The following is a 22743-nucleotide window of genomic DNA, read 5'->3' as shown; positions in this document are numbered from 1 at the left end:
CGTTTCCAGAAAAAATTGGGCGACCTTTCCCCTGTAGAGCATCGGGAAAAAGTCGCCGCATAACCGTTCTTTTTTTCATTGTCTACTTGACGGGGTCAAGACCATGGAAGAGGGATTTTTTCTTTCGTTATTTCGTCGGGCCGGCCTGACGGATGATATCGCTTACATCAGGAAACCGCTCGAAGTTTTCCCGGAACCGGCGAGCCAGTTCCCGGGCTTTGATATCGTAAGCTTTGGGATCGGCCCAGGTGTTTCGTGGAAGCAGGACCTCGGAGGGAACTCCGGGACACCGGTCGGGAACATGGATACCAAAGACCGGATCGGGAGTGTAGGTGGCTTCTTCCAGGGAACCGTCCAGAGCGGAACGAACCATGGACCTTGTATAAGCAAGTTTCATCCGCTCTCCTTCCCCGTAGGGGCCGCCGGACCAGCCGGTGTTCACCAGATAGACGCGAACCCGGTGGCGGTCGATTTTTTCCCCGAGCATCTCTGCATAGACACTGGCGGGGCGAGGTAGAAAGGGAGCGCCAAAACAGGTAGAGAAGGTGGCTTCCGGTTGGGTGATCCCCCGTTCCGTTCCAGCCAGCTTACTGGTGTAACCTGACAAAAAGTGGTACATGGCTTGCTCGGGAGTCAGTTTGGCGATGGGGGGGAGTACGCCGAAAGCATCTGCTGTCAGGAAAATAATCACATCGGGATGTCCACCCACACCGGGGATCCTGGCTGACGGGATGTGTTCAATCGGGTAGGCGGCGCGGGTGTTTTCCGTCAAGGAACTGTCGTCATAGTGGGCGTGACCGTCGTCGTCAACCACCACGTTTTCCAATACGGACCCGAACCGGATTGCCTCCCAGATCTGAGGCTCTTTCTCTTTGGAGAGGCCGATGCATTTGGCATAGCAACCACCTTCGATGTTGAAGATGCCGTCATCGGACCAGCCGTGCTCGTCGTCCCCGATCAGACTCCGCTCGGGGTCGGCGGACAAGGTAGTCTTTCCGGTTCCCGAAAGTCCGAAGAAAAGAGCAGTGTTTCCATGGCTGTCCATATTGGCGGAACAGTGCATGGGAAGGACATTCTGTTCAGGCAACAGATAATTCATCACACTGAAGACGGATTTTTTCATCTCACCGGCATACTCAGTTCCACCGATCAGAATCACCCTCTGCTCCAGGCTGACGGCGATAAATGTTTCCGAACGGGTACCGTCCTCTTTCGGGTTTGCCTGAACTCCGGGCGCACTGATCACGGTGAACCGGGGTTGATGTTCTTTTAGCTCTTCCTTCGTGGGACGGACAAAGAGTTGTCTGGCAAAAAGGTTGTGCCAAGCATACTCGTTGATCACCCGGATGGGAAGGCGGTACCGGGAATCAGCACCGGCATAACCGTCAAAAATAAATACCTCCCGCTCCCTGAGGTAATCCTTCACCTGTTGGAACAGGTGCTCAAATGTTCCGGGATCCATGGGGCGGTTGATTTCTCCCCAATCGATCTGATTCCGGATGTTGGGCTCCTCAATCAGGTATTTATCCTTGGGAGAGCGCCCGGTAAATTTACCCGTGACGGCTCGAAAGGCACCAGTGCTGGTGAGAATTCCTTCCCCGCGTTCCAATGCTTTTTCCACCAGCCGGGGGGCGGTCAGGTTTCGGTGTACGGCCCCATCCAACTGGAGTTTCATGGAATGGTTGGTGTCCATATGTGTCCTCATCAGTCCATCCTTTCCTTTACATCTTGTAACTGATTGGGGGGGCATATCCCCGGTTACTGACGGAAAAAGTATAACACATTTCCCCTTTGGTTTAAATCGTATGGATTATAACCAAAAAGAGGTGTGATGATCAGGCGGCCCGCCCATTGACTTCCTCCTGATTAAGTGTTATCTTCATACAGAATGAATATGATTGCGGGAGTGTTTGAATGAGTCAGCTAGCGGAAGGATCCGTCGTGACTGGCGAAGTTGTCGCCATCAAACCCTTTGGCGCCTTCGTCAAACTGGAAACCGGAGAGACGGGTCTGGTTCACATCTCTCAAATCTCCAGCAAGTTCGTCGAGAAAGTGGAGGACGAATTGACTGTTGGAGATACGGTCAAAGCAAAAGTACTTTCCATCGATTCATCCGGAAAGATTTCACTGTCGATCAAAGCTCTCACCGACGACCGTCCTCGGGGAGGACGTCGTGGCGGACGGGGCCGGGGTGGCGCCCAAGACTTTGAAGACATGATGAAAAAGTGGATGAAGAGCAGTGAAGAGCGCCTGAGTGCGTTGGCGGCCAAGCAGAAAAAAGGTCGTTGAGAACATAGATCCGTCACCCGAGATGACACATCTTCCGGCCCATCAGATCGGAAGGTGTTTTTTTGTATCCGTCTTCAAGACAAAAGGCACGCCAAGGGCGTGCCTTACATATTACCCTCGTCGTTCCAGGATTTTGTAGGCCTTGATTCCGCCTTCTCCGTACAATCGGATTTTCACCAGTCCTTTACTGGGTACATCGGGAACATTCACTTGAAAATCAATCGTCTTAAACCCATTGCCCCTCCCTTGGGTGGGGACGGTGGCACGTGTGATCACCTGTCTTTCTCCTCGGGTATCAAAGATGATCACATCGTAGTAAAATTCCGGACTCAAATCGGTTTCCACAGTTACCTGATATACGCCTTCAGACCCGCTGGAGGAAATATTGTTGAAACGAGGGTGACCGTTCTCCCAAAACTCTTTCTGCCAGTCATATCCTTTCTTTTCTTCCCGGGAATCGTTGTCGTCAGGATTTAACGGGGAAAGCTTTTGCGAAGTGGTAGGTGGGGTGGTTTCATCATCTTTATCTTCCCTTGGAGAATCGATCGCCTGTGAGCCTTTCTCCGCTTGACGGTCCTTCTCCTGATCCGTTGGATCCGTCTGTTCCTCAGCGTCAACCAGGCCGCCGGATGTGTCAAACAGCCCGGAAGAGAAAATTCCATAAGATAAGGACAATAAGAGTACAATTGCGACTGCCAGGCCCACCCATTTCTTCTTTTGTCCCTTTTTGCGGCCATTGCGGGACTGGGACATCCGGGTGTTTCGCTTCTCTGGGTTCCGAAGAGATGGGGAACCCTTTTTTGACCGGGGCTTTTCAGGTTGGATCAAGGCTTGAGGTTCTCCCTGTTGCGGGGGTTCATATCCTGTAGTTGTAAGCTGACGAAGGGCATCAGACATCTCTTTGGCTGATTGAAAGCGTTGTTCCGGGTCTTTTTCCATGGCTTTTAAGATCACTGCACACAGTGATTCCGGCAGATCGGGTACCACGGAACGGGGGTCGGGCACCGGTTCTTGCAAGTGTTTCAAAGCGATGGCAACGGCCTCCTCCCCGTCAAAGGGGAGCCGACCGGTGACCATCTCATATAACGTCACCCCGAGGGAGTACAGATCCGACCGGACACTCACCTGATTGCCCCGGGCCTGTTCCGGTGAGAAATAGTGAACTGATCCCATCACAAACCCGGTCTTGGTGATTGTGGATAAACCGGTTGTTCGGGAGATACCGAAATCGGCCAGTTTATACTGGCCATCCAGGGTGCACATGACGTTATGGGGCTTCAAATCCCGATGAACAATGCCCTTTCCGTGGGCGTGGGCCAGTCCGTCGCACACCTGGGCGGCGATTTGGGCTGCTTCCTCTGCAGGGATCCTTCCTTTCTTCTGAATCAGATCCATCAGGGAAGCACCTTCGATATACTCCATGACGATATAGTGGATATGACCTTCCCTGCCCACATCAAAGACATGGACTACATTGGGATGGGATAAACTTCCCGCTGCCCGGGCTTCCCGATCAAAACGCCGGATGAAATCTTCGTCGTGGCTGAGGGAGTCATTCATCACTTTTACGGCAACATGACGGCCCAGAGCCGTGTCCATCGCCTTGTAGACGACAGCCATTCCGCCACCGCCCACATGCTTAAGGATCTGATATCGGCCGCCCAACCACTTTCCTTCCACTTGCATCACCTTTCTTTGGAAAAAGCGGCCGTGGCCGGCCGTGGGGGCGGCCACTGGCTCGATTATTACGATTCTATCATGATCCGTCGGGCTGAAAAATAATATTTGCCAAAAAACATTGGAAGTGATGTGAATAATGAGTGCTGGCCGGGTGGGTCGATATGGGGTTTCACATGATTTTTTTGTTGTTCTCAACTGCCAAAATCACTCAGGTGAAACTCCAACCCTCCCTTTAAACGGCTTTTCACATACTTTTAGGGGTCAAACAGTTTTCCCCGATTTGGAAACAGCTATCAGAAAGGGGGCTTGGCGTCGGTTCAGGGTTTGGCAACACACCGTTCGAAACCTGCGGGCGTCCAACTTTTTCAGAACCTCCAGCACCCGGTCCGCTTCCTCTTTTCCGCCGGGGTGACCGGTGTAGAGCATTACCGTCAAAATTCCGCCGGGGGCCAGCCACTCCAGGGATTGCTCCAAAGCTGGGAGAGTGGTGTCGGTGCGGGTGATGACAGTCGGATTTCCCCCGGGGAGATAGCCGAGGTTAAACATGACTGCCCGCACTTTGCCTCTCCAGTCGGGGGGCAGGGTTTCCGCCATCTGCTGGTGGCCCTTGCGGTGAAGTCTGACCCTCTCTGCCACACCCGCTGCCCGAAGACGTTCTTCGGCCCGATCCAGTGCTTCCTGCTGGATATCGAATCCATGGACTTGCCCGGAAACTCCTACTGCCCGGGCGAGAAAGAGAGTGTCCTTTCCGTTGCCCACCGTGGCGTCGACGGCGAGGGAGCCGGAATGCAAGACTCCTTCCACCAAATGGTGGGCCAAGGTGAGAGTGGATGGCAGACTCATGGATGAGCACCCGGGTTCCGCTGCGGGAGAAGGGAGGTGATCCCGGGAGGCCATTTTTTCCCTTGCCATGAACCGCGCTGTTTTAATTCATCATCGATTGCATTCAATGTTTCCCATTTCTTAGAACTCCACAGGGGGCCGATCAACAGATCGGGAGGACCGTCCCCAGTCACACGATGGATGACCATCTCCGGCGGTAGCAACTCCAAAGTGTCGGCGACCAACCGGATATAGGTGTCCCGATCCAGCAATTGCAGAAGTCCTTCCCTGTACTGTCGCACCATGGGGGTCTTGCGCAACAGATGGAGCGAGTGAATTTTGATTCCTTGGATATCCATGGCTGCACATGCTTTGGCTGTCTCCAGCATCATCTCCACGGATTCCCGGGGGAGTCCATAGATGATATGGACACAGGTTCGGATTCCGTGCCGGCGAAGCTTGGCGACTCCATCCAGAAAACAGGCGTAATCATGACCCCGGTTGATCAGCTTGGAGGTGGAGTCATGAATGGTTTGTAACCCCAGCTCCACCCATAAGTAAGTGCGTTGGTTCAGCTCGGCGAGCAGTTCCACCACATCGTCGGGAAGACAGTCGGGCCGGGTGGCGATGGAAAGGCCCACCACATCGGGTTGCTCCAATATCACTTCATACATTGGGCGGAGAACATCCACAGGGGCGTAAGTGTTGCTGAAGGCTTGAAAATAGCCGATGTACTTGGCTTTTGGCCATTTTTGGTGCATCCGGTCCCGGACCGTGTGAAATTGTTTCACCAAATCCTGACGACGGTCGCCGGCGAAGTCTCCTGAACCGCGGGGGCTGCAGAAGGTGCAACCTCCGGCGGCAACGGTTCCGTCCCGGTTGGGACAGGTAAATCCGCCATCCAGCGGGACTTTAAACACTTTATGCCCAAAATGGCTCCGCAAATGGTGATTCCATGTATGGTATCTTTTATCCCCCCAAAAGAGAGGAATCGGTTCCGGCGATGGGGCATCCATCCGGCTCATGATACATCCTTCCTTTGTTGAACAATGTCATACTCCCAAGTATAACAAAATTGCCAATCCAAAGTTTGATCTTCGTTCTTCGGGGAAAATATGTGAGGGAGCCTCTCCATCATAAATGGGATGGATGGGGTTGAATCCGGATATGCAGCAAAAATGGACGCCTTCTAAGCAATCCGGGTTGTCAGAAAAGGAGGTAACCGCGGCCCTGTGGTTGCGGTTTTTTCGGTATGCTGTCCCAGCGCTGTACCACCAACTGTTTTCATGAACTGTACCCATCTGTTATAGTCCGGTTTAATCCTTATATATAAGCGTTGTTGGAGTACGATGGTAAGGTGTTGACTGGGTTGTAGGGGAGGTGTATCATGCAGATGAAACGGCTTTCAAGCTTCAATATGTCAAGGATTGCGCAAGCTTGATTTGTATCCGGGTTGTTGATTAACCGGAAAAACAAATGCTAGAACAGCCTGTTCGGTTCACCGGTCGGGTCTCGTGGGTTTTGCCTGCGAGGGGGGACAGTGATCCTCCCGGATTCCTGGAAGCTTTCTGCGTGGTTTCAGAATGCTTCAGGTGCCACTTAGGCAATCTATGACATGAACTGTTTTCCGAGATGCCCAAAATCATGGGCAAACCTTTAAAAAGTGAGGTGGATCCATCGTGCCCAAAGTGATGGAGTTAAAGCAGGATCCGGAAATGTTCCAAATACTGGACGAAAAGGGCGAAATCATTGAAGGCCGACAAGCTCCGGATTTGTCCGATGATGAACTGAAAAAGATTTACCGCTGGATGCTCAGGGTTCGAGCCTACGACGGTCGTGCCATCAAGCTGAACCGTCAAGGCCGCCTCGGTTTTTACGCACCGATGGCCGGTCAGGAAGCTTGTCAGATCGCTTCCATGGCCGCCCTCAAGAGGTCGGACTGGCTGTTTCCCAGCTACCGGGACATGGGTGCTTCCATGTATCACGGAATGTCGATGGAGATGGCATTCCTCTATTCCCGTGGTCAGATCGACGGGATGAAAATCCCGGAGGATGTCAATATGTTTCCACCCCAAATCATCATTGCGGCCCAGGTGCTTCACGCCACCGGAGCCGGGTGGGCGTACCGTTTGCGGGATGAAGACCGGGTGGCAATCGCCTTCTTCGGTGACGGGGCCACCTCCGAAGGGGACTTCCACGAAGGTCTCAATTTCGCCGGTGTCTACAATTCCAACTCGATTTTCTTCTGCCAGAACAATCAATACGCCATCAGTGTGCCTTTTTCCAAGCAGACCAAGTCCGAAACCGTCGCCCAAAAGGCGGTGGCATATGGGATCACAGGAGTTCGGGTGGACGGAAACGATGCTCTTGCCGTCTATCAAGTCACCAAAGAAGCAGCTGACCGGGCCCGTAAAGGGGAAGGACCGACACTGATCGAGGCGGTCACCTACCGGATGGGGCCCCATACCATGGCCGGAGACGATCCGGGACGTTACCGGACCAAGGAAGAGGAAGAGTCCTGGACTTCCAAACGGGATCCGCTGAATCGTTTCCGGAAGTATCTGGAATCGAAGGGCCTGTGGTCCGACGAAGAGGAAGAAAAGACTGTGGAAAAACTGATGGATGAGATGAGCGAGACGATCAAGAAAGTTGAAAAGATGCCCAAAGGGACGGTTGCCGATCTGATCGATGATCTATACACCGAAACCCCGGCCATCCTGAAAAAACAAAAAGACGAATACCTCTCCTGGAAGGAGGGCAAATAACCATGGCCACCATGACCTTGATCAAAGCGATTAATGATGCGATGAGAGTGGAGATGGAACGGGACGAAAGCGTGGTTGTACTGGGGGAAGATGTGGGGGTCAACGGCGGAGTCTTCCGTGCCACCGCCGATCTGTACCAGACCTTCGGTGAGAAGCGTTCCTTTGACACCCCGCTGGCGGAGTCGGCCATCATCGGAACAGCGATCGGCCTGGCTTCCCAAGGGTTCCGCCCGGTGCCGGAAATTCAGTTTGCCGGCTTTGTCTATGAATGCATGGATCAGATTTCTACCCAAGCGGCCCGCCTCCGCATGCGTTCCGGCGGCCGGTTCAATGTACCGATCACAATCCGGGTTCCATACGGCGGCGGAGTGAAGACGCCGGAGATGCACTCGGACAGTCTGGAAGCTCTCTTCCTGCACAGTCCCGGTGTCAAAGTGGTGGTACCCAGCAATCCCTACGATGCGAAGGGCCTGTTGATCTCCGCTATTCGCGATGATGATCCGGTCATCTTTTATGAGCCGATGAAGCTGTACCGTTCTGTCAAAGCTGAGGTCCCAGAAGAAGCCTACACTGTGCCCCTGGGCAAAGCCCATGTGGTAAAAGAAGGGGCGGACGTCACCCTGATCGCCTACGGCGCCATGGTGCCCCTGTGTGAAAAAGCGGCGGCACAGGCGGAGAAAGAGCGGGGGGTCCAAGTGGAAGTGATCGATTTGCGGACGATTTCCCCCTTCGACTTGGATACGATCATCCAATCCGTTCAAAAGACTCACCGTGCCGTCATCGTTCACGAAGCGGCTCAGACCGGCGGGGTTGGCGCCGAACTGTCCGCACGGATCCATGAGGAGGCGATCCTCTCACTGGAAGCGCCGGTGGTGCGGGTGACTGGGTTTGACACCCCCTACCCGCTGACCGCGATCGAGGACGAATGGCTGCCCACAGTGGAACGGGTTTGTGCCGGCATTTACAAAACGTTGGATTTCTGATTCAGGAAGGGGGTTTCAAAAGTGGCCTACGAATTTAAATTGCCTGATGTGGGAGAAGGGATCCATGAAGGCGAGATCGTGAAGTTTCACGTGAAAGAAGGGGACACCGTTCAAGAAGACGATGTCCTTGCAGAAGTGCAGACGGACAAAGCCGTGGTGGAAATTCCCGTGCCCGTGTCCGGTACGGTCACCAAGCTGAACGCCAAGGAAGGGGAAATCCTGGAGGTCGGCTCCGTCCTGGCTGTTTTTGACACCGGAAAGGAAGAGGCTGCCGAACCTGCAGAAAGTCAGTCGGAAGAAAAAGCGTCACCCCGCGGGGAAGGTGCAACCACAGCAGCAAAACCGGCCGGTGTCGGCGGTGATAAATCCGGCAAGCAAGTGTTGGCCATGCCTTCTGTCCGCAAAAAAGCCCGGGAATTGGGGATCGACATCACCGAGGTGGAAGGGACGGGTAAAAACGGCCGGGTTACCTTTGAAGATTTGGAAGCCTTCCAGAGCGGCGGAGCCAAACCGGAACCGACCGCCGTTGCCCCATCCCAAGCGGAACAGACGGAGGCGAAAAAACAATCGGCTCCGGTCATCCCAGAGGGGGATGAGGAGCGGATCCCGCTCCGGGGCATGCGCCGCACCATCGCTAAGCGCATGGCCCAGAGCATGTATACGGCTCCCCATGTCACGGTGATGGATGAAGTGGACGCCTCTGAACTGATCGAAATGCGCAAATGGGCGAAACCGATGGCTGAGCAGCGGGGGATTAAATTGACCTATCTGCCTTTCGTCATCAAGGCCCTGACTGCGGCACTTCGGGAGTTCCCCTATCTGAACGCCTCCCTTGACGAGGAAAATGAACAGATTATCATAAAGAGGTATTACCATATGGGAATCGCCACCGCCACTGAAGACGGCCTGGTGGTTCCGGTCATCCGGGATGTGGACCGCAAGTCCATCTTCCAGCTGGCAGAGGCGATCAAGGATGTGACGACACGTACCCGCGACCGGAAAGCGGGAGTGGAAGAGTTGAAGGGCAGCACCTTCACCATTACGAACATCGGCTCTTTCGGCGGACAATTCTTCACCCCGATTATCAATTATCCGGAAGTGGCCATCTTCGGTATGGGCAAGATGGTTGAGCGTCCGGTGGCTGTGGATGGTGAAGTTGTGGTTCGCCCGATCATGAACGTATCCTTGTCCATCGACCACCGGCTGATCGACGGCGATGTGGCGGCTCGATTCCTGAATCGTGTCAAAGAGTTGCTGGAGAACCCAAAACTCTTGATGATGGAGATGAATTAACATGGTAGTTGGAGATTTTGCGACGGAAGTCGACGTTCTTGTCGTCGGTGGTGGACCTGGCGGATATGTGGCCGCCATCCGGGCCGCCCAATTGGGTAAAAAAGTGACCCTCGTGGACAAAGCTGAACTGGGCGGAGTCTGCCTCAACCGTGGCTGCATTCCTTCCAAGGCTTTGATCCATGCCGCCGATGAAGCTTACAAGGTGAAGCATTCGCAGCACATGGGGATTGAAGTGGACGGGGTGAAGATCAACTTCGCCGATACGATCAAGTGGAAAGACGGCGTGGTGAAAAAACTGACCGACGGCGTCAGTTCCCTGCTCAAAAGGAATAAGGTGGAAGTGATTCGGGGGGAAGTCTATTTCTCCGGTGAGAACACGGTCAAGGTGGCCACTGAGAGCAACAGCACCACCTATCAGTTTAACCATTGCATCATCGCCACCGGTTCCCGCCCCTCGGAGATTCCATCCTTGAAATTTGACGGGAAAAAGATCATCTCTTCCACCGAAGCCTTGTCGCTGACGGAAATTCCGGAAAGACTGATCGTCGTCGGCGGCGGTTACATCGGCCTCGAGTTGGGAACCGCCTACAGCAAGCTGGGCACTCGAGTGACTGTACTGGAAGGGATGGACAGTATCTTGCCCGGGGTGGATCCCTCCATGGTTCGCATGGTGAACCGCCGTCTGAAAAAGTTGGGAGTTGAAGTGGTCACCGGAGCCAAGGTTCAATCCGCAGACAAATCCGGTGAAGGTGTCACCGTTACTGCTGAGGTGAAGGGAGAAGAGAAGAGTTTCTCCGCGGATAAAGTGATGGTGGCTGTCGGCCGCAAACCCAACACCGACGAATTGGGTCTGGATCAGGCGGGGATCGATATCGATGACAAAGGGATCATTCCCGTAGATCGGCAGATGCGTACCAAAAACAGCAAGATCTTTGCCATCGGTGATGTGGCTGGACAACCGATGTTGGCCCACAAGGCCAGCTACGAAGGAAAAGTGGCCGCTGAAGCCCTCGCCGGCCAGCCCAGCGAAGTGGATTACCGGGCGATGCCTTATGTCATCTTCACTGATCCGGAGCTGGCCTACACCGGACTGACCGAAAAAGAGGCGAAGGATCAGGGCTATGACGTCAAAGTCAGCCGCTTCTCCTTTGCCGCCAACGGCCGCGCCCTCTCCCTGGACGCCGCCGAAGGTTTCTTCCAAGTCGTCGCCGATAAGGAAACGAAGCAGATTCTGGGTGCACAGATCGTCGGACCGGAAGCATCCAGCCTGATTTCCGAGGTGGTATTGGCCATGGAAATGGGTGCCAACGTCGAAGATGTCGCCCTTACCATCCACGCCCACCCCACCCTCCCGGAAACCTTCATGGAAGCCGCCGAAGGAATCATGGGCAACGCGATTCACATGGTGAATAAGTAAACTGAGAAGCAGTTCCCGGGCAATCGCCCGGGAACTTTTTTTGATATGAATTTACTGAGATCTTCAAGTATCACCTTACCCATAGTAGTGAATCGATACTTGTTATTGGGATGATAGGAGGTTAAATTATTTAGTGAAAAAATGTTGACAAATATAAACAATATAAATTAAAGTGAAAATCGAATAGAAAGAGATGGAGTTTTTGGTAACAAATGATTTCAACTGGAATCAAAACTAAAATGTACAAGGAATGGTATTTGATGAGAGCAATGATCACAAAAGGAGCCCTGAGCCTGGCAGCTGCAGGATTACTCACATTCCCGTTTGCGTCGGCGGTGAATGCAGCGGGGGATCCTGCAGTTGACGGAGACGGAGGAATGGAAGTTATTACTGAATCTCATGGCTTAGTTGAAAGTGAAGTGAGTGATCGCGACGGTAAAGATGGTGGTGTTAGTCCTGCTATTGAGAGCGGAAAAAAAGCTGGTGGCTATTGGATCCGTGGGAAGAAGCGGATCAACTTAGTTGCACATGTTTATTCAAGCTATAAGCATTACACGAAGCAAGGGCATGCTTCTGTTGTTAATGGGAATGGAGATTATAAATCGGGAGGATGGAAGCCAAAGGATACATTCAGTACAGCTAAATTAGTGTGGACTACCTGGGGAACAAACAAAGCCTACTATAACTTTAAATAATCCAGCTAAAGGAGTGTGGACTGTTATAGAATAAACGAAGTCTACATAATACGGAATCTGATAAGTGAATACCGTTTGCGGGAATGATGTCATTCCCGCATTTTCGCTTGAAAAGGAGCTTGGGAGCGATATGAAAAATGTATTTGCCGCCTTGACGACGCTGTTATTTGTGTTCATTCTTTTTTTGTCTGCGCAAGTGGTTGAACAATATAAATTTCATCAACTTTTGTATGACGGACGTACCGGGGTGATGTTGAGTTTTGGGGAGTTTAAACGAAAAGAAAATCCCAACCATTTTATCGAGGAAGTTGCAAAAGATTACGAGGTGGGCATTGCAAAGTATTCGTACAAGGATTCCACGCACATCCAAGTATTTACCACCGATCCGAGGTTGGACGGTCGGATTCGCTTGATCGAAGGAACCTGGCCCGCTGCCGGTTCAGGTGAATTTATTTCCACCAAGATGACAGACAGCCCCGCCCAAGTGGGCAGGTTTACATCAGGGGAATCCCAAATCAAGATCAATCTGTTTTTACTGGATCATCAAAATCAGGCATCCTCCGATGGGGTTTATTACTTGGATACAGAAGATCAGGATAAGATCCAAAAAATATTGGATCGATTTTCTGAAGAACAGGTTACTACCGAAATCATGGATGTGACCTTTCAGCCATGGATAGCACCGGAAACTCTGATCAAGACATCTGCGATTGTCACGCTGACAATGCTTGCTTTATTTATCAGCATTATAGGTGCAATGACATTTGAGCTCGTTCATCGCAAGCGTGACATCCTGGTCATGAAATTGAACGGATATACATGGGGAGCGACCGTATTGGCGCAATGGCGCAAATGGGTGCCTGCTTTAGTGTCAGCGGTGATGGTTTCTTATCTCTCGTTTTTTGGCTACACGATGTTTACAGGATCCCCCTTCAATGGGGTTGAAATGACGGTCTTGTTTTTAGTGGCCGTGAGTTTGTCTGTTTTGTTTTTTGCCGGTTACAGTGCACTTTTGATTCGATCGATGTACGCCAGCCGGGATGAATATGAGGGGTTGAAAGGGAAAAAGCCCTATAAACTGTTGATGGGTGCCAGCCTCCTATTAAACCTCGTCTTTCTCGCCTTTTTTGTGGGTGCACTTTCCTTTTTGCAAGATACGAATAAAGAACTGGCCCGCTTTGAAGAAAATCTGTCTGTGTGGGAGAAAACAGAGAATCTTTATCAGACGGTGACGACATATATCGGCCAAGATCAGGTGAGTGAACATGTACAAGATGAACAAAACCAGGCCGTCAAAAAAGCATACCAAGATTTGAATAAGAAAGTGGACGGTTTCCTCATGGACGCGTCTAATTACTCCGAGGTCGATGAAGGTGTGTATACATATGATCTGAATACAAAAGAAGGGGAAGATGTTCGGACGAACCCTGGTGGGAAAACGATTACGATCAATCTGAATTACTTAGCGCACAACCCCATTGAGAGCGAGCAGGGCTCGATTCGTGAACAGTTGATCGATGACGAAAACGTATTAAATCTATTGGTACCGGTTTCGTTGCGGGAAAAAGAATCCGAGATCAAAGAGAAGTTCATTTCACATTTTTATTTTCAGAAGGTTGAAGTTGAAAATATTTATCGTGAAGGAAAAGGCGAACCTTTGAACAAAATGAAGAAAGAGGATCTCGATGTCCATATTATTTATGTAAAAGATAATCAATCGTATTTTACGTTTAATCCGAATGAAAAGGGTGAGGGTGATTATTTCATCCATGACCCGATTGCGATCATCGACAATGCCAGTTTTGACGCTTCATTTTATATGAGTTATCTCGGCAGTTCCTATTATTTTTATTCCGATGAAGATGATCCGATGCAGAGGATCAGCCCGATTGCCGCGGCCCATGATGCTTCCACATTACAACGCGTGGAGTCTGTCTATGATGCCTATGGGAAAATGATTCAGGAACTGTCTGTCACGAGGGTGTTCCTGCTTCTGGTGATTGCGGCGTTAGGGATCGCCGCCCTCAGCGTCAGTCTTTATTACACCCTTTGTTATTTCCACAAAAACAAATTGAAGCTGTTTGTACAGCATCTTCATGGACAAGGTTTTTATCCATTGACCAAAGGGCTGATGGTCATGCATGGATGTATCTTCATCCTGTTGCTGGGCCTGTCATTCCTCCTGCAATTGGGGATGCTGACGTGGATCACACTGGCCATGCTCGTGCTGAACATCGGGGCCAGTGTCGTCTTGGTGAAGTACCTGACGAACCGCATCCATCAGAACTTGAAGAAGGAGCTGTAAGGGATGATTGAAGCCAAAGGGATTACAAAAATATTGGGTGGACGTACCTTGTTTGCCGATTACCATTTACGCGTGGAGGAGGGTTCCTTTTTAGCGATCACCGGGGAGAGCGGAGCGGGCAAAACGACCCTTTTAAATATGCTCAGCTTGCTGGAAAAACCGGATGCTGGTGAGATCACCATTGCGGGTAAAACGAACCCGGGCAAACGGGAGAAAATGATGTTGCGCCGGCACACGATCGGCTATCTCTTTCAAAACTACGCCTTAATACCCAATGAAACGGTGGAAGAGAATATCCGGATTGCTTTGCGCTATCAAAAAGGGGACGATCGGGGACGGATTATTGCCGAATCCTTGGAGCGCGTCGGTTTAAAAGGGGTTGAGAAGAAGAAGGTATACGCATTGAGCGGGGGTGAGCAGCAACGCGTGGCCTTTGCACGGATGATTGCCAAAGACAGCCGCTATATTTTTGCTGATGAGCCCACGGGAAATCTGGACACGAAAAATGCGGATCATATTTTTTCGCTATTGGAGGAGTTACATATCCAAGGGAAAACGGTGCTGCTGGTGACCCATGATTTACAGCTTGCCCGCCGGGCACCGGAGCGGTTGGCGTTGTAGACCATCACGGAAGAATGGTAGAATAACCGCAAATCCTGTTCAGGGGGAAGGGAGAGGACGGAGTGGAGACAGCGATTGAGATTGAGGTGCGTCCGACGGAGATTGACGTCATGGGTCATGTGAACAACGCAAAATATCTGGAGTATATGGAGTGGGGACGGGAAGACTGGTATAACAAGGCGGAACTTCCCTTTGACCGGTTCACGGAGATGAACGTCGGTACTGTGACCGTCAATATTAATATCAACTATCGCAAAGAAGCCTTGCTGGGCCAACACCTGACCATCAAGACCCGGCCTCTGAAAGTGGGACGCACCAGCTATGTACTGGAACACATCATTGAAAATGAACAGGGAGAGCGGGTGGCCGATGCGGAGGTGGTCAGTGTCACCATCGATTTGAAGACGCGGAAAAGCGTGCCGGTTCCGACAGAGCTGGCCCGACATTTCTCTGTATGAAAAAACCGCCGACAGGCGGTTTTTTCAGCCTCGGCTGTTTTTTCTCAGGTCGCCGAGTTCTTCGAGAATGCCTTCCAGCTCCATCATGGTAAACTTGCCTTTCTTCTTCTCGGTCATCTCAAACAAGTCCCGGATTTCATCATAATCTTCCAAACTGTAATCTTCCGGACGGATCAGGGAGGCGTTGACCAGATTCAGGTGGTTCTTGATCGACTCGATCATCCGATTCAAGTTTTCCCGGGTCGCTTCATCCAGGTTCATCCCATCGCTCCTCTCTGCTATTATTTTATAGGATTGAATCGGAAAATTCACCCGGTACCGATGACTGGAAAAAAGGAGGGGTCCGGTTGCAGCCCGTTGACGACCGTAGATATTCGCCGCTGTTTGTCAAGTTTATTCACCATTTCAATGGAGATCGGGACTATTATGAATGCCATGAGGTTCTGGAAGAGCTGTGGATGGAAGAGGGGAGGGATCCGCTCTATCAGGGGCTGCTGCAGGTGGCGGTGGCGTTGTATCATCATCGAAACGGCAATGTGAACGGGGCCAGGAAACTGTTTCGGGGGGCCCTGGGTAAATTGGAGTACCAGCCGGAGGATGCCCTGGGGATCGATCTGGCGGCTTTCCGCCAGGATGCACGAGCCCGTCTAGATGTTTTGGAAGAGTTAAAGGAGCCTCCCTTCCCCGAACAACACCTGGACATCCGGGTGTTGGATCCGTTGTTGCAGGAGCGGGTGGAGGCGATGGGACGGGAAGTCCGGATCGAACAAAGGGGAAAAACCGGGAAGAGAGGGGAGTGAGCACGATGGGACCCATGGAGTTGGTGGATACCCATGTTCACGGGGACCAGATTTCCTTGGAAGAATGGCCGGATCTCCTCAGCCGTGCCCGTTTAGCGGGGGTGGTCCGGGCGGTGGGAGTGGGAAGCGACGGGAAATCAGGGGTGAAACTGTTGCGGTTGAAACAGGAACACCCGGATTTTATGGAAGTTGCTTTCGGTTATCATCCGGAGCAACCGGTGGACTGGGCACAAGTAAAGATCGTTCTCCGCCAGATCCGGGAGCATCGTGATTCACTCTGTGGGGTGGGGGAGGTGGGACTTCCCTGGTACTCCCTGTCTCCGGAGGAAAGGAAAGAGGCACCGGATCCGGAACATCTCAGCGTGTTGGAACGCTTTTTGCAGACAGCAGTGGAGTTGGACTTGCCTGTTCTTCTTCACGCTGTTCATGATAGGGCGGAGACAGTCTTCCGCATGCTTCAGACTTATCGTGTGCGAAAGGCGGTTTTTCATTGGCTGAAAGCACCTGCACCGGTGGTGAACGCTATCGTCGGGGCGGGTTATTATGTATCGGTCACTCCTGAGGTGTGCTACCGGCAACGGGATCGGGAGTTGGTGCGGCACATCCCGGACTCTTCCCTGTTGCTGGAGACCGATGCCCCCTGGAGCTACAGCGGCCCCTTCTGTGGACATCCCGCCGAGCCGGCCTGGGTGCGACGTACGGCGGAGGCCGTGTCCCAAATCAAAAAGATTTCCCTCCCGCAACTGGCCAGACAGACCACGGCCAACGCTTCCCGGCTGTTTGGATGGGACCGTTGAAGCAGGCGTGTCGGCTAAAAACTTGCGCCGAAATGTGAAACCCAACCCCGACGGTCCAAGAACGCACGAAGGCAGGAAGTTGGCAATATACAAAATCCCTTGGTATGGTCAAAGGGGGATATTTGTTGTGACTGGAGATCATTGAGACTTTCCCCATGGAATCGAAATCAGTAAAATGAATATGGTTATGGCCGCCCGGTTCCAAGGCCTTTCAATTTACAAAATAATCTTTGATGAGTGCCAGGCACTCCCGGGTCTTATGATAAGGCATCCAGAGGGATCGGCTGGCAACAGGGGCCGGGGTGACAGAGAGCTTCGCCCGGCGGGCGCAACGGATCGCTCGGTACATATGGAAATCGTGGGTCACCAGATAGACGTCCTGGATGTCGTGACTGAAAAGTACCTTCCTGGAATGGATCAGGTTTTCCGCAGTATTCGTGGAACGGTCTTCTAAAATCAGATCCTGTTTCCGGACACCCCGTTCCACCAGATATTCCATCATCACGAGAGCTTCGGGAATGCTTCCCCGGGGAGAACCGCCGGACAGGATCAGGATGGGTGCCAAATCACGCTGATACAGCTCCAGGGCTTGGGCCAGCCTCTCCTTCAATGCGGGACTTGGCCGGTGGCCCTCCAGGGAGGCGCCCAGTATGATCGCTCCTTGTCTGGGGATGGGCACAAACCTTTTTCCATCAAAGGTGGAGACCCGGATCCACAAGAAATATCCAAAGGATCCTGCGATTCCCACGCCAATCGCGATCAACCATGAGATCACGTTTTCCTGCTCTCCTTTCAGCTTGGGTTGGATTTTGGAAGACAGCAGCCTCCGCGGGAGGGGGGATGGGGATGATGGATGGAAAAGTGGTCTGTTCAGCCACGTTTTTTCCGATTTTGGACAGGTAAACGGGACCCCTTCCGCCCAGATGACGAGATCGTCGGGTCTCACCTCGGTCAGCTCCAGGGTGAAGGAAGAAGTTCCGCATCCGGAAGTGAGCGGAACCAACCGGACGGCCAGATGTTCTCCCTCTCCTTCCCAATGGAGAAGGATGTTCAACCGAGCGGCAGCCAAGGGACTGATCCGGATGTTCACAGAAATCTCCTCTTCAAATCATAGTGTTGAACATGCTCACTATATCAAATGATTCCATCCCGCAAAAGAGGTGAATAGAGTGAATCCACGTCGATGGGTGTTGTTGTTGATCATCAGCTTAATCATATCGGCGTACGGAGTGCCTTATACCCTTTTAAACCAAACCTATTCGTGGACGGGTGCCTTCCTGTTTTGGATCGTTTTTGCCGTGTCCGCTATATTGGTGAATATTTGGATTGCATCCCGGTGGAGGGATCCCCGATGAATTCCGTTTATGTTTGGTGGGGGATCGCCCTGTATGTTCTCCTCTCACTCCTGATCGCTTATATGGTCCGGAGCGGCAAAGCGATCTCGCTGTCCGACTACTTTCTGGCCCGACGCTCCCTCGGAGGCGGAGTGGCCGCCTTGAGTTACAGTGCTACCACCTTCAGTGCCTTCATGCTGGTGGGGCTGGCCGGCCTGACTTATCAGGGAGGGGTGGGAGCTCTCGGCTTTGAACTGATTTACCTGTCGGGTATGGTTCTGTTCGCATTTTTTGGCCCCAGGTTCTGGTTGGTGGGGAAACGATTCGGCTATGTGACTCCCTCGGAGATGTTGGGGGATCGCTATGGAAGCCGGGCGGTTGCTGCTGTGACCGCTGTTGCCAGTTGTCTGTTCCTGATCCCTTACAGCGCAGTTCAATTGGCAGGAGTGGGGTATCTATTGGAAGGAATGACCGGGGGAGGTATTTCCTTCACGACAGGAGCAGTTCTGGCAACGGCACTGGCGGTGCTCCTATCCTGGATTGCCGGGATGCGTTCAGTGGCTTGGACCGACGCTTTTCAGGCGCTGGTGATGATCATCACCGCCACATGGGTGGTATGGATCGTAATTGATGGCCTGGGTGGATTCAATAGCTTTTTCGGCACGCTGGGAGAGAGGAAACCGGAGTTGCTGGCGGTGCCGGGCAATGGCTTTTTTAACATCAGTACTTTTATCGGGCTCACCCTGCCTTGGTTTTTTTTCAGCATTTCCAATCCCCAGGTGAGTCAGCGGATGTTCATGCCGAAAAATCTGGGAGAGATGCGTCGAATGCTGATTATTTTTCTCATATTCGGATTCCTGTACACCCTGGTGGCGGTGCTGTGGGGATTTTCGGCGGCGGTCCATTTTCCGTCCCTCTCATCCCCCGATCTGGCCACCCCTCGGTTGCTCGCATCGGATTTGGTTCCTCCGATCTTGGCCGTAGTGGTGATGGTGGGGATTATGGCGGCGGCCATCTCCACTGTGGACTCGATCCTGTTGACCCTCTCCTCTCTGTTCGCCAGGGATCTTTATGGAAACGTGCAGAAAAAAGCCGATGTGGATAAACAGCTGCTGGTGGGAAAAATCGTAATTCCTGTGATCGCGGTCTTGGCCTACGCCTTTGCCAGTCTGAAGTTGAATCTGATTGCGGTGCTGGCTGTCGCCTCCTCGGCAGGATTGCTGGTGTTGGTTCCGGCCATCCTGGGGGCGTTTTTGTGGAGACGGGGAACAGCCTCCGGTGTGTTGGCCAGTGTGATTGGGGGAGGCTTGCTGGTGATCGGCCTGGAGTGGACCCAGGCCCGGTGGTTGGGACAAGCTTCCGGTGTTTGGGGATTGACGATCTCTATGGCTCTGTTTATTGTGGTGAGCTTGGCGACCCGTCCTCCCCGGGATGCGGCGGACCGTTTCCTCGGGTATTTGCACCGGGCCTTGAAGGAACGGAATGTTTGGTGACTGAAGTCTCAGTCTCGCTATGGGCTGTTGGCAAGAGATCGAGCTGTCCCGCCGTCCCCCTCTTCACAAATGATGGGAGCAAAGGGAAGGAATAAGGGTCCCCTGTGATCTCACAACCTATTCCCAAGCAACAACCGCCTTGCTTTTCGGAAAGTGGTAAGATAGATTTGAGCGATTATTTGAGGAGGGGTATCCGTGACTGACCGGTTTCGCGCATTGGTTGTGGATAAGTCTGATACATCCTTTTCCGTCGAAATTAAAGAGATGACACTGGATGAGCTTCCCCCGGGGGAGGTCACAGTTCGTGTCGCTTGGTCCGGAGTGAACTACAAGGATGGTCTCGCCGGGATTCCCGACGGACGAATCCTGGAAACGTACCCTCTGATCCCCGGAATCGACCTGGCCGGCACCGTGATCCATTCCAGCGACTCCCGGTTCAAGGAAGGGGAGGAAGTGATCGTCGCCAGTGCCGAGCTGGGTGTCTCCCACAGCGGCGGTTTCAGTGAAATGGCCCGGATCCCGGGGGATTGGGTTATTCCTCTCCCGGAGGGGCTCACCCTGAAGGAAGCGATGGTGCTTGGGACCGCCGGTTTCACTGCTGCCATGTCGATCCAGCGGATGGAAGAGAACGGCCTGAAACCGGAGAACGGTCCCGTATTGGTCACCGGAGCCACGGGCGGGGTGGGCAGCACCGCTGTTGCTATGCTGGCCAAACGGGGCTACACAGTGGCTGCCGGGACGGGAAAAACTGACGCCCATGATTACCTCCGCCGATTGGGGGCCGCTGAGATTTTGTCCCGGGAGGATCTGACCAACCCCCAACAGCGTCCTCTGCTCAAAAGCCGCTGGGCCGGAGCGGTGGACCCTGTTGGGGGTCAGACTCTTTCCTATCTTCTCAGTACCATGCGTTTTGGCGGCACTGTCGCCCTCAGTGGATTGGCAGGGGGTGCGAAGTTTACGTCGACGGTGTATCCATTCATCTTGCGGGGGGTTCATCTCCTCGGAATCGACTCCGCCCACGTATCCAATGAATACCGGCGCAAAGTGTGGCATCGGTTGGCCACCGACCTGAAACCGGAAGGTCTCTTGGATTGGATCGGAGCCGAAGAAGTTGCCCTGGACGACCTGCCCGCGGCGATGTCCAGCATCCTCCGGGGCGGAGTTCGTGGACGGAAACTGGTGAAGCTCTCCTGACCCAGAGCCACCCTTTGTCCTCCCCAGCTGGGGAGGGTTTTTATCTTTGATTTCAGATGTGGTAATATGAAACCTGGCATTTTGGACAAGGAAGATTCAGAGAAAAGGGAGGGAGAAGCGTGGCAGTTTACAGATGGAGCCGGGCGGGTCTGGGCCTGCTGACTGTATTGTCCGTGGTCGCGGCGGGTTGTTCCGCCGAAGGGGAATCAGCCCGAAAAGATGAAAAACCCGGAAAGTCGATACAAATGGAGAAAGATCCTCAGGAGCACAAAATCAAAAGCAACACCGTTTCGAAGGCATGGAAAACGTCGAAGGGGAAAGTGATGGCTCATGGGGCCGCTGAGATCAAGAACACCGGAAAAAAGCCGATTCAGCTGGATTCCGCCCGGTTGAGATTTTTGGGGAAAGATGATCGCCAACTGATTGAAAAAGAGGTCTTCACTATTGTACCCAAGGTTATTCAGCCGGGAGAGTCGGCTTATGTGGGTGCAACGGTTCACCTCCGCCGGGCCAAATCCACCGGGGAGCTTAAAGAAATGGTTTTGGATGCAGACTACACCCCGAGTTACATCCCTCCGGTCAAAATGGAAACAGAATCCCTTTCCCGGGATCCAAACGACGGGGGATTCACCACAGTGACGGGAACCGTGAAAAATCCCAACGACAAACAGGTGGAGAGTATCCTGGTCACTGCGGCCCTCAAGAACAAACGAGGGAACTTGATCGCCGTGATCAGTGATTATCTGGATCCCGGCATTCCCGCCGGCGGCAAGGCCCGGTTTCGGGCTTATGACGAAAAACTTCCCTCTGCGGTCACCAAATCGGCCACTGATTGGGAAGTGAGTGCCTATCCTGTGTTTGAAGAGGAACAAAAATAGATTGGTGTAAACTTTTTGATGGGGTCTGCTTTGGCGGAATGGATTCTGGATTGACAAGGACTTCCGAATAAGGATATACTTTTCGGTAAGTATAAAATATTGGAGATTCAGGAGGTTCCTTTAAAAGGACTGATGGAGCGGGATCCGGCAATACCCAATCCGTGAGCGAGATGTTGCAGGATGTCTTTGGAGAACTTGGAATCTCTGCAGGCCAGAATCATCTCTTTTCACCAAACCCACGGGTTTGGATTTTGCCTTCCGGAAAAATGAATGAAATTCACCCAGTGACGGGTCTTCCGGTCTCCAAAGGAGTGAAAAAGGCGAAGCGCACATGACGCTTCGCTTTTCTTGCCTTCAGAGGGCCAATTTTCTCGGGGAGATCACAATTCCGTCTTCATCAGCATATACATAATGGCCGGGTTCCCAGTGAACTCCTCCAAACTCCACTGTGACGTTTTGCTCTCCTTTCCCTTCTTTCTTACTTTTGAGAGGCATCGCCGCCAGGGCCAACACGCCCAGATCCATCTTTGCAAGTTCTGCCGAATCCCGGATACATCCGTTGATGATCACCCCCGACAGATTGCGGGATACGGCGATTTCTCCCAGTCGGTCCCCCATCAGGGCGCATTTTTTTGAACCGCCTCCGTCCACCACCAGGACCGAACCTTCCGAGACGCTCTCCAGAGCATTTCGGACCAACACATTATCTTCCAGGACTTTTACGGTGGTGATCGGACCTGAGAATCGCCGTCTGCCTCCAAAGGAAGTCAGGATCGGTTCACAGATCCGCAACTCCCGATGGTAGGAATCGCACAAATCCGCTGTTTTCATTCAACTCATCCTTTCTGTTATATAACATTATCTTAAACGATTTGCATCCATGGAAACAACGGATAATGCAGAAGGCCCATTCCCATCC

General features: G+C 52.6%; 21 protein-coding genes. 14 read left to right on the top strand and 7 right to left on the bottom strand.

Going from position 1 to position 22743, the window contains the following annotated elements:
- Nucleotides 1–127: 127 nt before the first annotated feature.
- Nucleotides 128–1705: a phosphoenolpyruvate carboxykinase (ATP) gene (gene pckA, locus IEV46_RS14650; RefSeq protein ID WP_188433289.1), complete on the bottom strand. Its 1578-nt coding sequence runs from the start codon at nucleotides 1703–1705 to the stop codon at nucleotides 128–130.
- 209 nt (nucleotides 1706–1914) lie between these two features.
- Here pckA and IEV46_RS14645 point away from each other — a divergent pair, with 209 nt between their 5' ends.
- Nucleotides 1915–2289: a S1 RNA-binding domain-containing protein gene (locus IEV46_RS14645; RefSeq protein WP_188433288.1), complete on the top strand. Its 375-nt coding sequence runs from the start codon at nucleotides 1915–1917 to the stop codon at nucleotides 2287–2289.
- A 111-nt stretch (nucleotides 2290–2400) separates the two neighbouring features.
- Here the strand turns inward: IEV46_RS14645 and IEV46_RS14640 are convergent, their stop codons facing one another.
- From IEV46_RS14640 to mnmL, 3 genes are all read right to left on the bottom strand, one after another.
- On the bottom strand, nucleotides 2401–3969 hold the full coding sequence (locus IEV46_RS14640; RefSeq protein WP_188433287.1) for a protein kinase domain-containing protein: 1569 nt from the start codon (nucleotides 3967–3969) through the stop codon (nucleotides 2401–2403).
- Between the two features lie 261 nt (nucleotides 3970–4230).
- Nucleotides 4231–4812: a tRNA 5-(aminomethyl)-2-thiouridylate-methyltransferase MnmM gene (gene mnmM / locus IEV46_RS14635; protein WP_188433286.1), complete on the bottom strand. Its 582-nt coding sequence runs from the start codon at nucleotides 4810–4812 to the stop codon at nucleotides 4231–4233.
- Nucleotides 4809–5816 carry a tRNA modification radical SAM protein MnmL/YtqA gene (gene mnmL / locus IEV46_RS14630; protein ID WP_373284626.1) on the bottom strand — a complete coding sequence of 336 codons (1008 nt, stop codon included), beginning with the start codon at nucleotides 5814–5816 and terminating at the stop codon, nucleotides 4809–4811. The genes mnmM and mnmL overlap by 4 nt, the downstream gene beginning before the upstream one ends.
- A gap of 666 nt (nucleotides 5817–6482) precedes the next feature.
- Here mnmL and pdhA point away from each other — a divergent pair.
- From pdhA to IEV46_RS14590, 8 genes are all read left to right on the top strand, one after another.
- Nucleotides 6483–7556 carry a pyruvate dehydrogenase (acetyl-transferring) E1 component subunit alpha gene (gene pdhA / locus IEV46_RS14625; RefSeq protein WP_373284628.1) on the top strand — a complete coding sequence of 358 codons (1074 nt, stop codon included), beginning with the start codon at nucleotides 6483–6485 and terminating at the stop codon, nucleotides 7554–7556.
- Between the two features lie 2 nt (nucleotides 7557–7558).
- On the top strand, nucleotides 7559–8539 hold the full coding sequence (locus IEV46_RS14620; protein ID WP_188433284.1) for an alpha-ketoacid dehydrogenase subunit beta: 981 nt from the start codon (nucleotides 7559–7561) through the stop codon (nucleotides 8537–8539).
- Nucleotides 8540–8560: 21 nt separating this feature from the next.
- Nucleotides 8561–9832 (top strand): dihydrolipoamide acetyltransferase family protein, encoded by a 1272-nt coding sequence (locus tag IEV46_RS14615; RefSeq protein WP_188433283.1) that lies wholly within the window; start codon nucleotides 8561–8563, stop codon nucleotides 9830–9832.
- A gap of 1 nt (nucleotide 9833) precedes the next feature.
- Nucleotides 9834–11249, top strand: coding sequence for a dihydrolipoyl dehydrogenase (gene lpdA, locus IEV46_RS14610; protein ID WP_188433282.1), 1416 nt, complete (start codon nucleotides 9834–9836; stop codon nucleotides 11247–11249).
- Nucleotides 11250–11461: 212 nt separating this feature from the next.
- Nucleotides 11462–11944, top strand: a complete 483-nt coding sequence (locus IEV46_RS14605; RefSeq protein WP_229736140.1) for a lactococcin 972 family bacteriocin — start codon at nucleotides 11462–11464, stop codon at nucleotides 11942–11944.
- A 130-nt stretch (nucleotides 11945–12074) separates the two neighbouring features.
- Nucleotides 12075–14249, top strand: a complete 2175-nt coding sequence (locus IEV46_RS14600) for a bacteriocin-associated integral membrane family protein (RefSeq protein WP_188433281.1) — start codon at nucleotides 12075–12077, stop codon at nucleotides 14247–14249.
- 3 nt (nucleotides 14250–14252) lie between these two features.
- Nucleotides 14253–14870: an ATP-binding cassette domain-containing protein gene (locus IEV46_RS14595; protein WP_188433280.1), complete on the top strand. Its 618-nt coding sequence runs from the start codon at nucleotides 14253–14255 to the stop codon at nucleotides 14868–14870.
- Between the two features lie 62 nt (nucleotides 14871–14932).
- Nucleotides 14933–15328, top strand: a complete 396-nt coding sequence (locus tag IEV46_RS14590; protein WP_188433279.1) for an acyl-CoA thioesterase — start codon at nucleotides 14933–14935, stop codon at nucleotides 15326–15328.
- 24 nt (nucleotides 15329–15352) lie between these two features.
- Here IEV46_RS14590 and IEV46_RS14585 read toward each other — a convergent pair whose 3' ends face one another.
- A complete protein-coding gene (locus IEV46_RS14585; RefSeq protein WP_188433278.1) occupies nucleotides 15353–15589 on the bottom strand; it encodes a DUF1128 domain-containing protein in 237 nt (78 codons plus the stop codon).
- Nucleotides 15590–15675: 86 nt separating this feature from the next.
- On the opposite strand from IEV46_RS14585, the gene IEV46_RS14580 reads away from it, so the two are divergent.
- Nucleotides 15676–16128: a DUF309 domain-containing protein gene (locus IEV46_RS14580; protein WP_229736138.1), complete on the top strand. Its 453-nt coding sequence runs from the start codon at nucleotides 15676–15678 to the stop codon at nucleotides 16126–16128.
- Between the two features lie 5 nt (nucleotides 16129–16133).
- Nucleotides 16134–16925 (top strand): TatD family hydrolase, encoded by a 792-nt coding sequence (locus IEV46_RS14575; protein WP_188433277.1) that lies wholly within the window; start codon nucleotides 16134–16136, stop codon nucleotides 16923–16925.
- Nucleotides 16926–17136: 211 nt separating this feature from the next.
- On the opposite strand, the gene IEV46_RS14570 is transcribed toward IEV46_RS14575, so the two are convergent.
- Nucleotides 17137–18015: a YdcF family protein gene (locus IEV46_RS14570; protein ID WP_188433276.1), complete on the bottom strand. Its 879-nt coding sequence runs from the start codon at nucleotides 18013–18015 to the stop codon at nucleotides 17137–17139.
- A 261-nt stretch (nucleotides 18016–18276) separates the two neighbouring features.
- Here IEV46_RS14570 and IEV46_RS14565 point away from each other — a divergent pair, with 261 nt between their 5' ends.
- The 3 genes from IEV46_RS14565 (at nucleotide 18277) to IEV46_RS14555 (ending at nucleotide 21824) form a co-directional block, all read left to right on the top strand.
- Nucleotides 18277–19752 (top strand): sodium:solute symporter family protein, encoded by a 1476-nt coding sequence (locus IEV46_RS14565; RefSeq protein WP_188433275.1) that lies wholly within the window; start codon nucleotides 18277–18279, stop codon nucleotides 19750–19752.
- A gap of 195 nt (nucleotides 19753–19947) precedes the next feature.
- Nucleotides 19948–20946, top strand: a complete 999-nt coding sequence (locus tag IEV46_RS14560; protein WP_188433274.1) for an acrylyl-CoA reductase family protein — start codon at nucleotides 19948–19950, stop codon at nucleotides 20944–20946.
- Between the two features lie 119 nt (nucleotides 20947–21065).
- The gene (locus IEV46_RS14555) at nucleotides 21066–21824 is read left to right on the top strand and encodes an FxLYD domain-containing protein (RefSeq protein WP_188433273.1); all 759 of its coding nucleotides are present in this window, start codon (nucleotides 21066–21068) and stop codon (nucleotides 21822–21824) included.
- A gap of 354 nt (nucleotides 21825–22178) precedes the next feature.
- On the opposite strand, the gene rraA is transcribed toward IEV46_RS14555, so the two are convergent.
- Nucleotides 22179–22655 carry a ribonuclease E activity regulator RraA gene (rraA, locus tag IEV46_RS14550; RefSeq protein ID WP_188433272.1) on the bottom strand — a complete coding sequence of 159 codons (477 nt, stop codon included), beginning with the start codon at nucleotides 22653–22655 and terminating at the stop codon, nucleotides 22179–22181.
- Between the last annotated feature and the right edge of the window lie 88 nt (nucleotides 22656–22743).

Origin of the sequence: Kroppenstedtia guangzhouensis, from assembly GCF_014637345.1 — a bacterium.
In the GTDB taxonomy this organism is placed as follows: Bacteria; Bacillota; Bacilli; order Thermoactinomycetales; family DSM-45169; genus Kroppenstedtia; species Kroppenstedtia guangzhouensis.
The sequence above is the reverse complement of the archived record's forward strand: the minus strand, read 5'-3'. Positions and strand labels throughout refer to the sequence as shown.

What these genes read in the sequence shown, in the direction of transcription:
- pckA (WP_188433289.1), bottom strand. Translation starts at nt 1,705, where the DNA reads ATGAGGACACATATGGACACCAACCATTCCATGAAACTCCAGTTGGAT.
- IEV46_RS14645 (WP_188433288.1), top strand. Translation starts at nt 1,915, where the DNA reads ATGAGTCAGCTAGCGGAAGGATCCGTCGTGACTGGCGAAGTTGTCGCC.
- mnmM (WP_188433286.1), bottom strand. Translation starts at nt 4,812, where the DNA reads ATGAGTCTGCCATCCACTCTCACCTTGGCCCACCATTTGGTGGAAGGA.
- mnmL (WP_373284626.1), bottom strand. Translation starts at nt 5,816, where the DNA reads ATGAGCCGGATGGATGCCCCATCGCCGGAACCGATTCCTCTCTTTTGG.
- pdhA (WP_373284628.1), top strand. Translation starts at nt 6,483, where the DNA reads ATGGAGTTAAAGCAGGATCCGGAAATGTTCCAAATACTGGACGAAAAG.
- IEV46_RS14620 (WP_188433284.1), top strand. Translation starts at nt 7,559, where the DNA reads ATGGCCACCATGACCTTGATCAAAGCGATTAATGATGCGATGAGAGTG.
- lpdA (WP_188433282.1), top strand. Translation starts at nt 9,834, where the DNA reads ATGGTAGTTGGAGATTTTGCGACGGAAGTCGACGTTCTTGTCGTCGGT.
- IEV46_RS14605 (WP_229736140.1), top strand. Translation starts at nt 11,462, where the DNA reads ATGATTTCAACTGGAATCAAAACTAAAATGTACAAGGAATGGTATTTG.
- IEV46_RS14600 (WP_188433281.1), top strand. Translation starts at nt 12,075, where the DNA reads ATGAAAAATGTATTTGCCGCCTTGACGACGCTGTTATTTGTGTTCATT.
- IEV46_RS14595 (WP_188433280.1), top strand. Translation starts at nt 14,253, where the DNA reads ATGATTGAAGCCAAAGGGATTACAAAAATATTGGGTGGACGTACCTTG.
- IEV46_RS14585 (WP_188433278.1), bottom strand. Translation starts at nt 15,589, where the DNA reads ATGAACCTGGATGAAGCGACCCGGGAAAACTTGAATCGGATGATCGAG.
- IEV46_RS14575 (WP_188433277.1), top strand. Translation starts at nt 16,134, where the DNA reads ATGGGACCCATGGAGTTGGTGGATACCCATGTTCACGGGGACCAGATT.
- IEV46_RS14565 (WP_188433275.1), top strand. Translation starts at nt 18,277, where the DNA reads ATGAATTCCGTTTATGTTTGGTGGGGGATCGCCCTGTATGTTCTCCTC.
- rraA (WP_188433272.1), bottom strand. Translation starts at nt 22,655, where the DNA reads ATGAAAACAGCGGATTTGTGCGATTCCTACCATCGGGAGTTGCGGATC.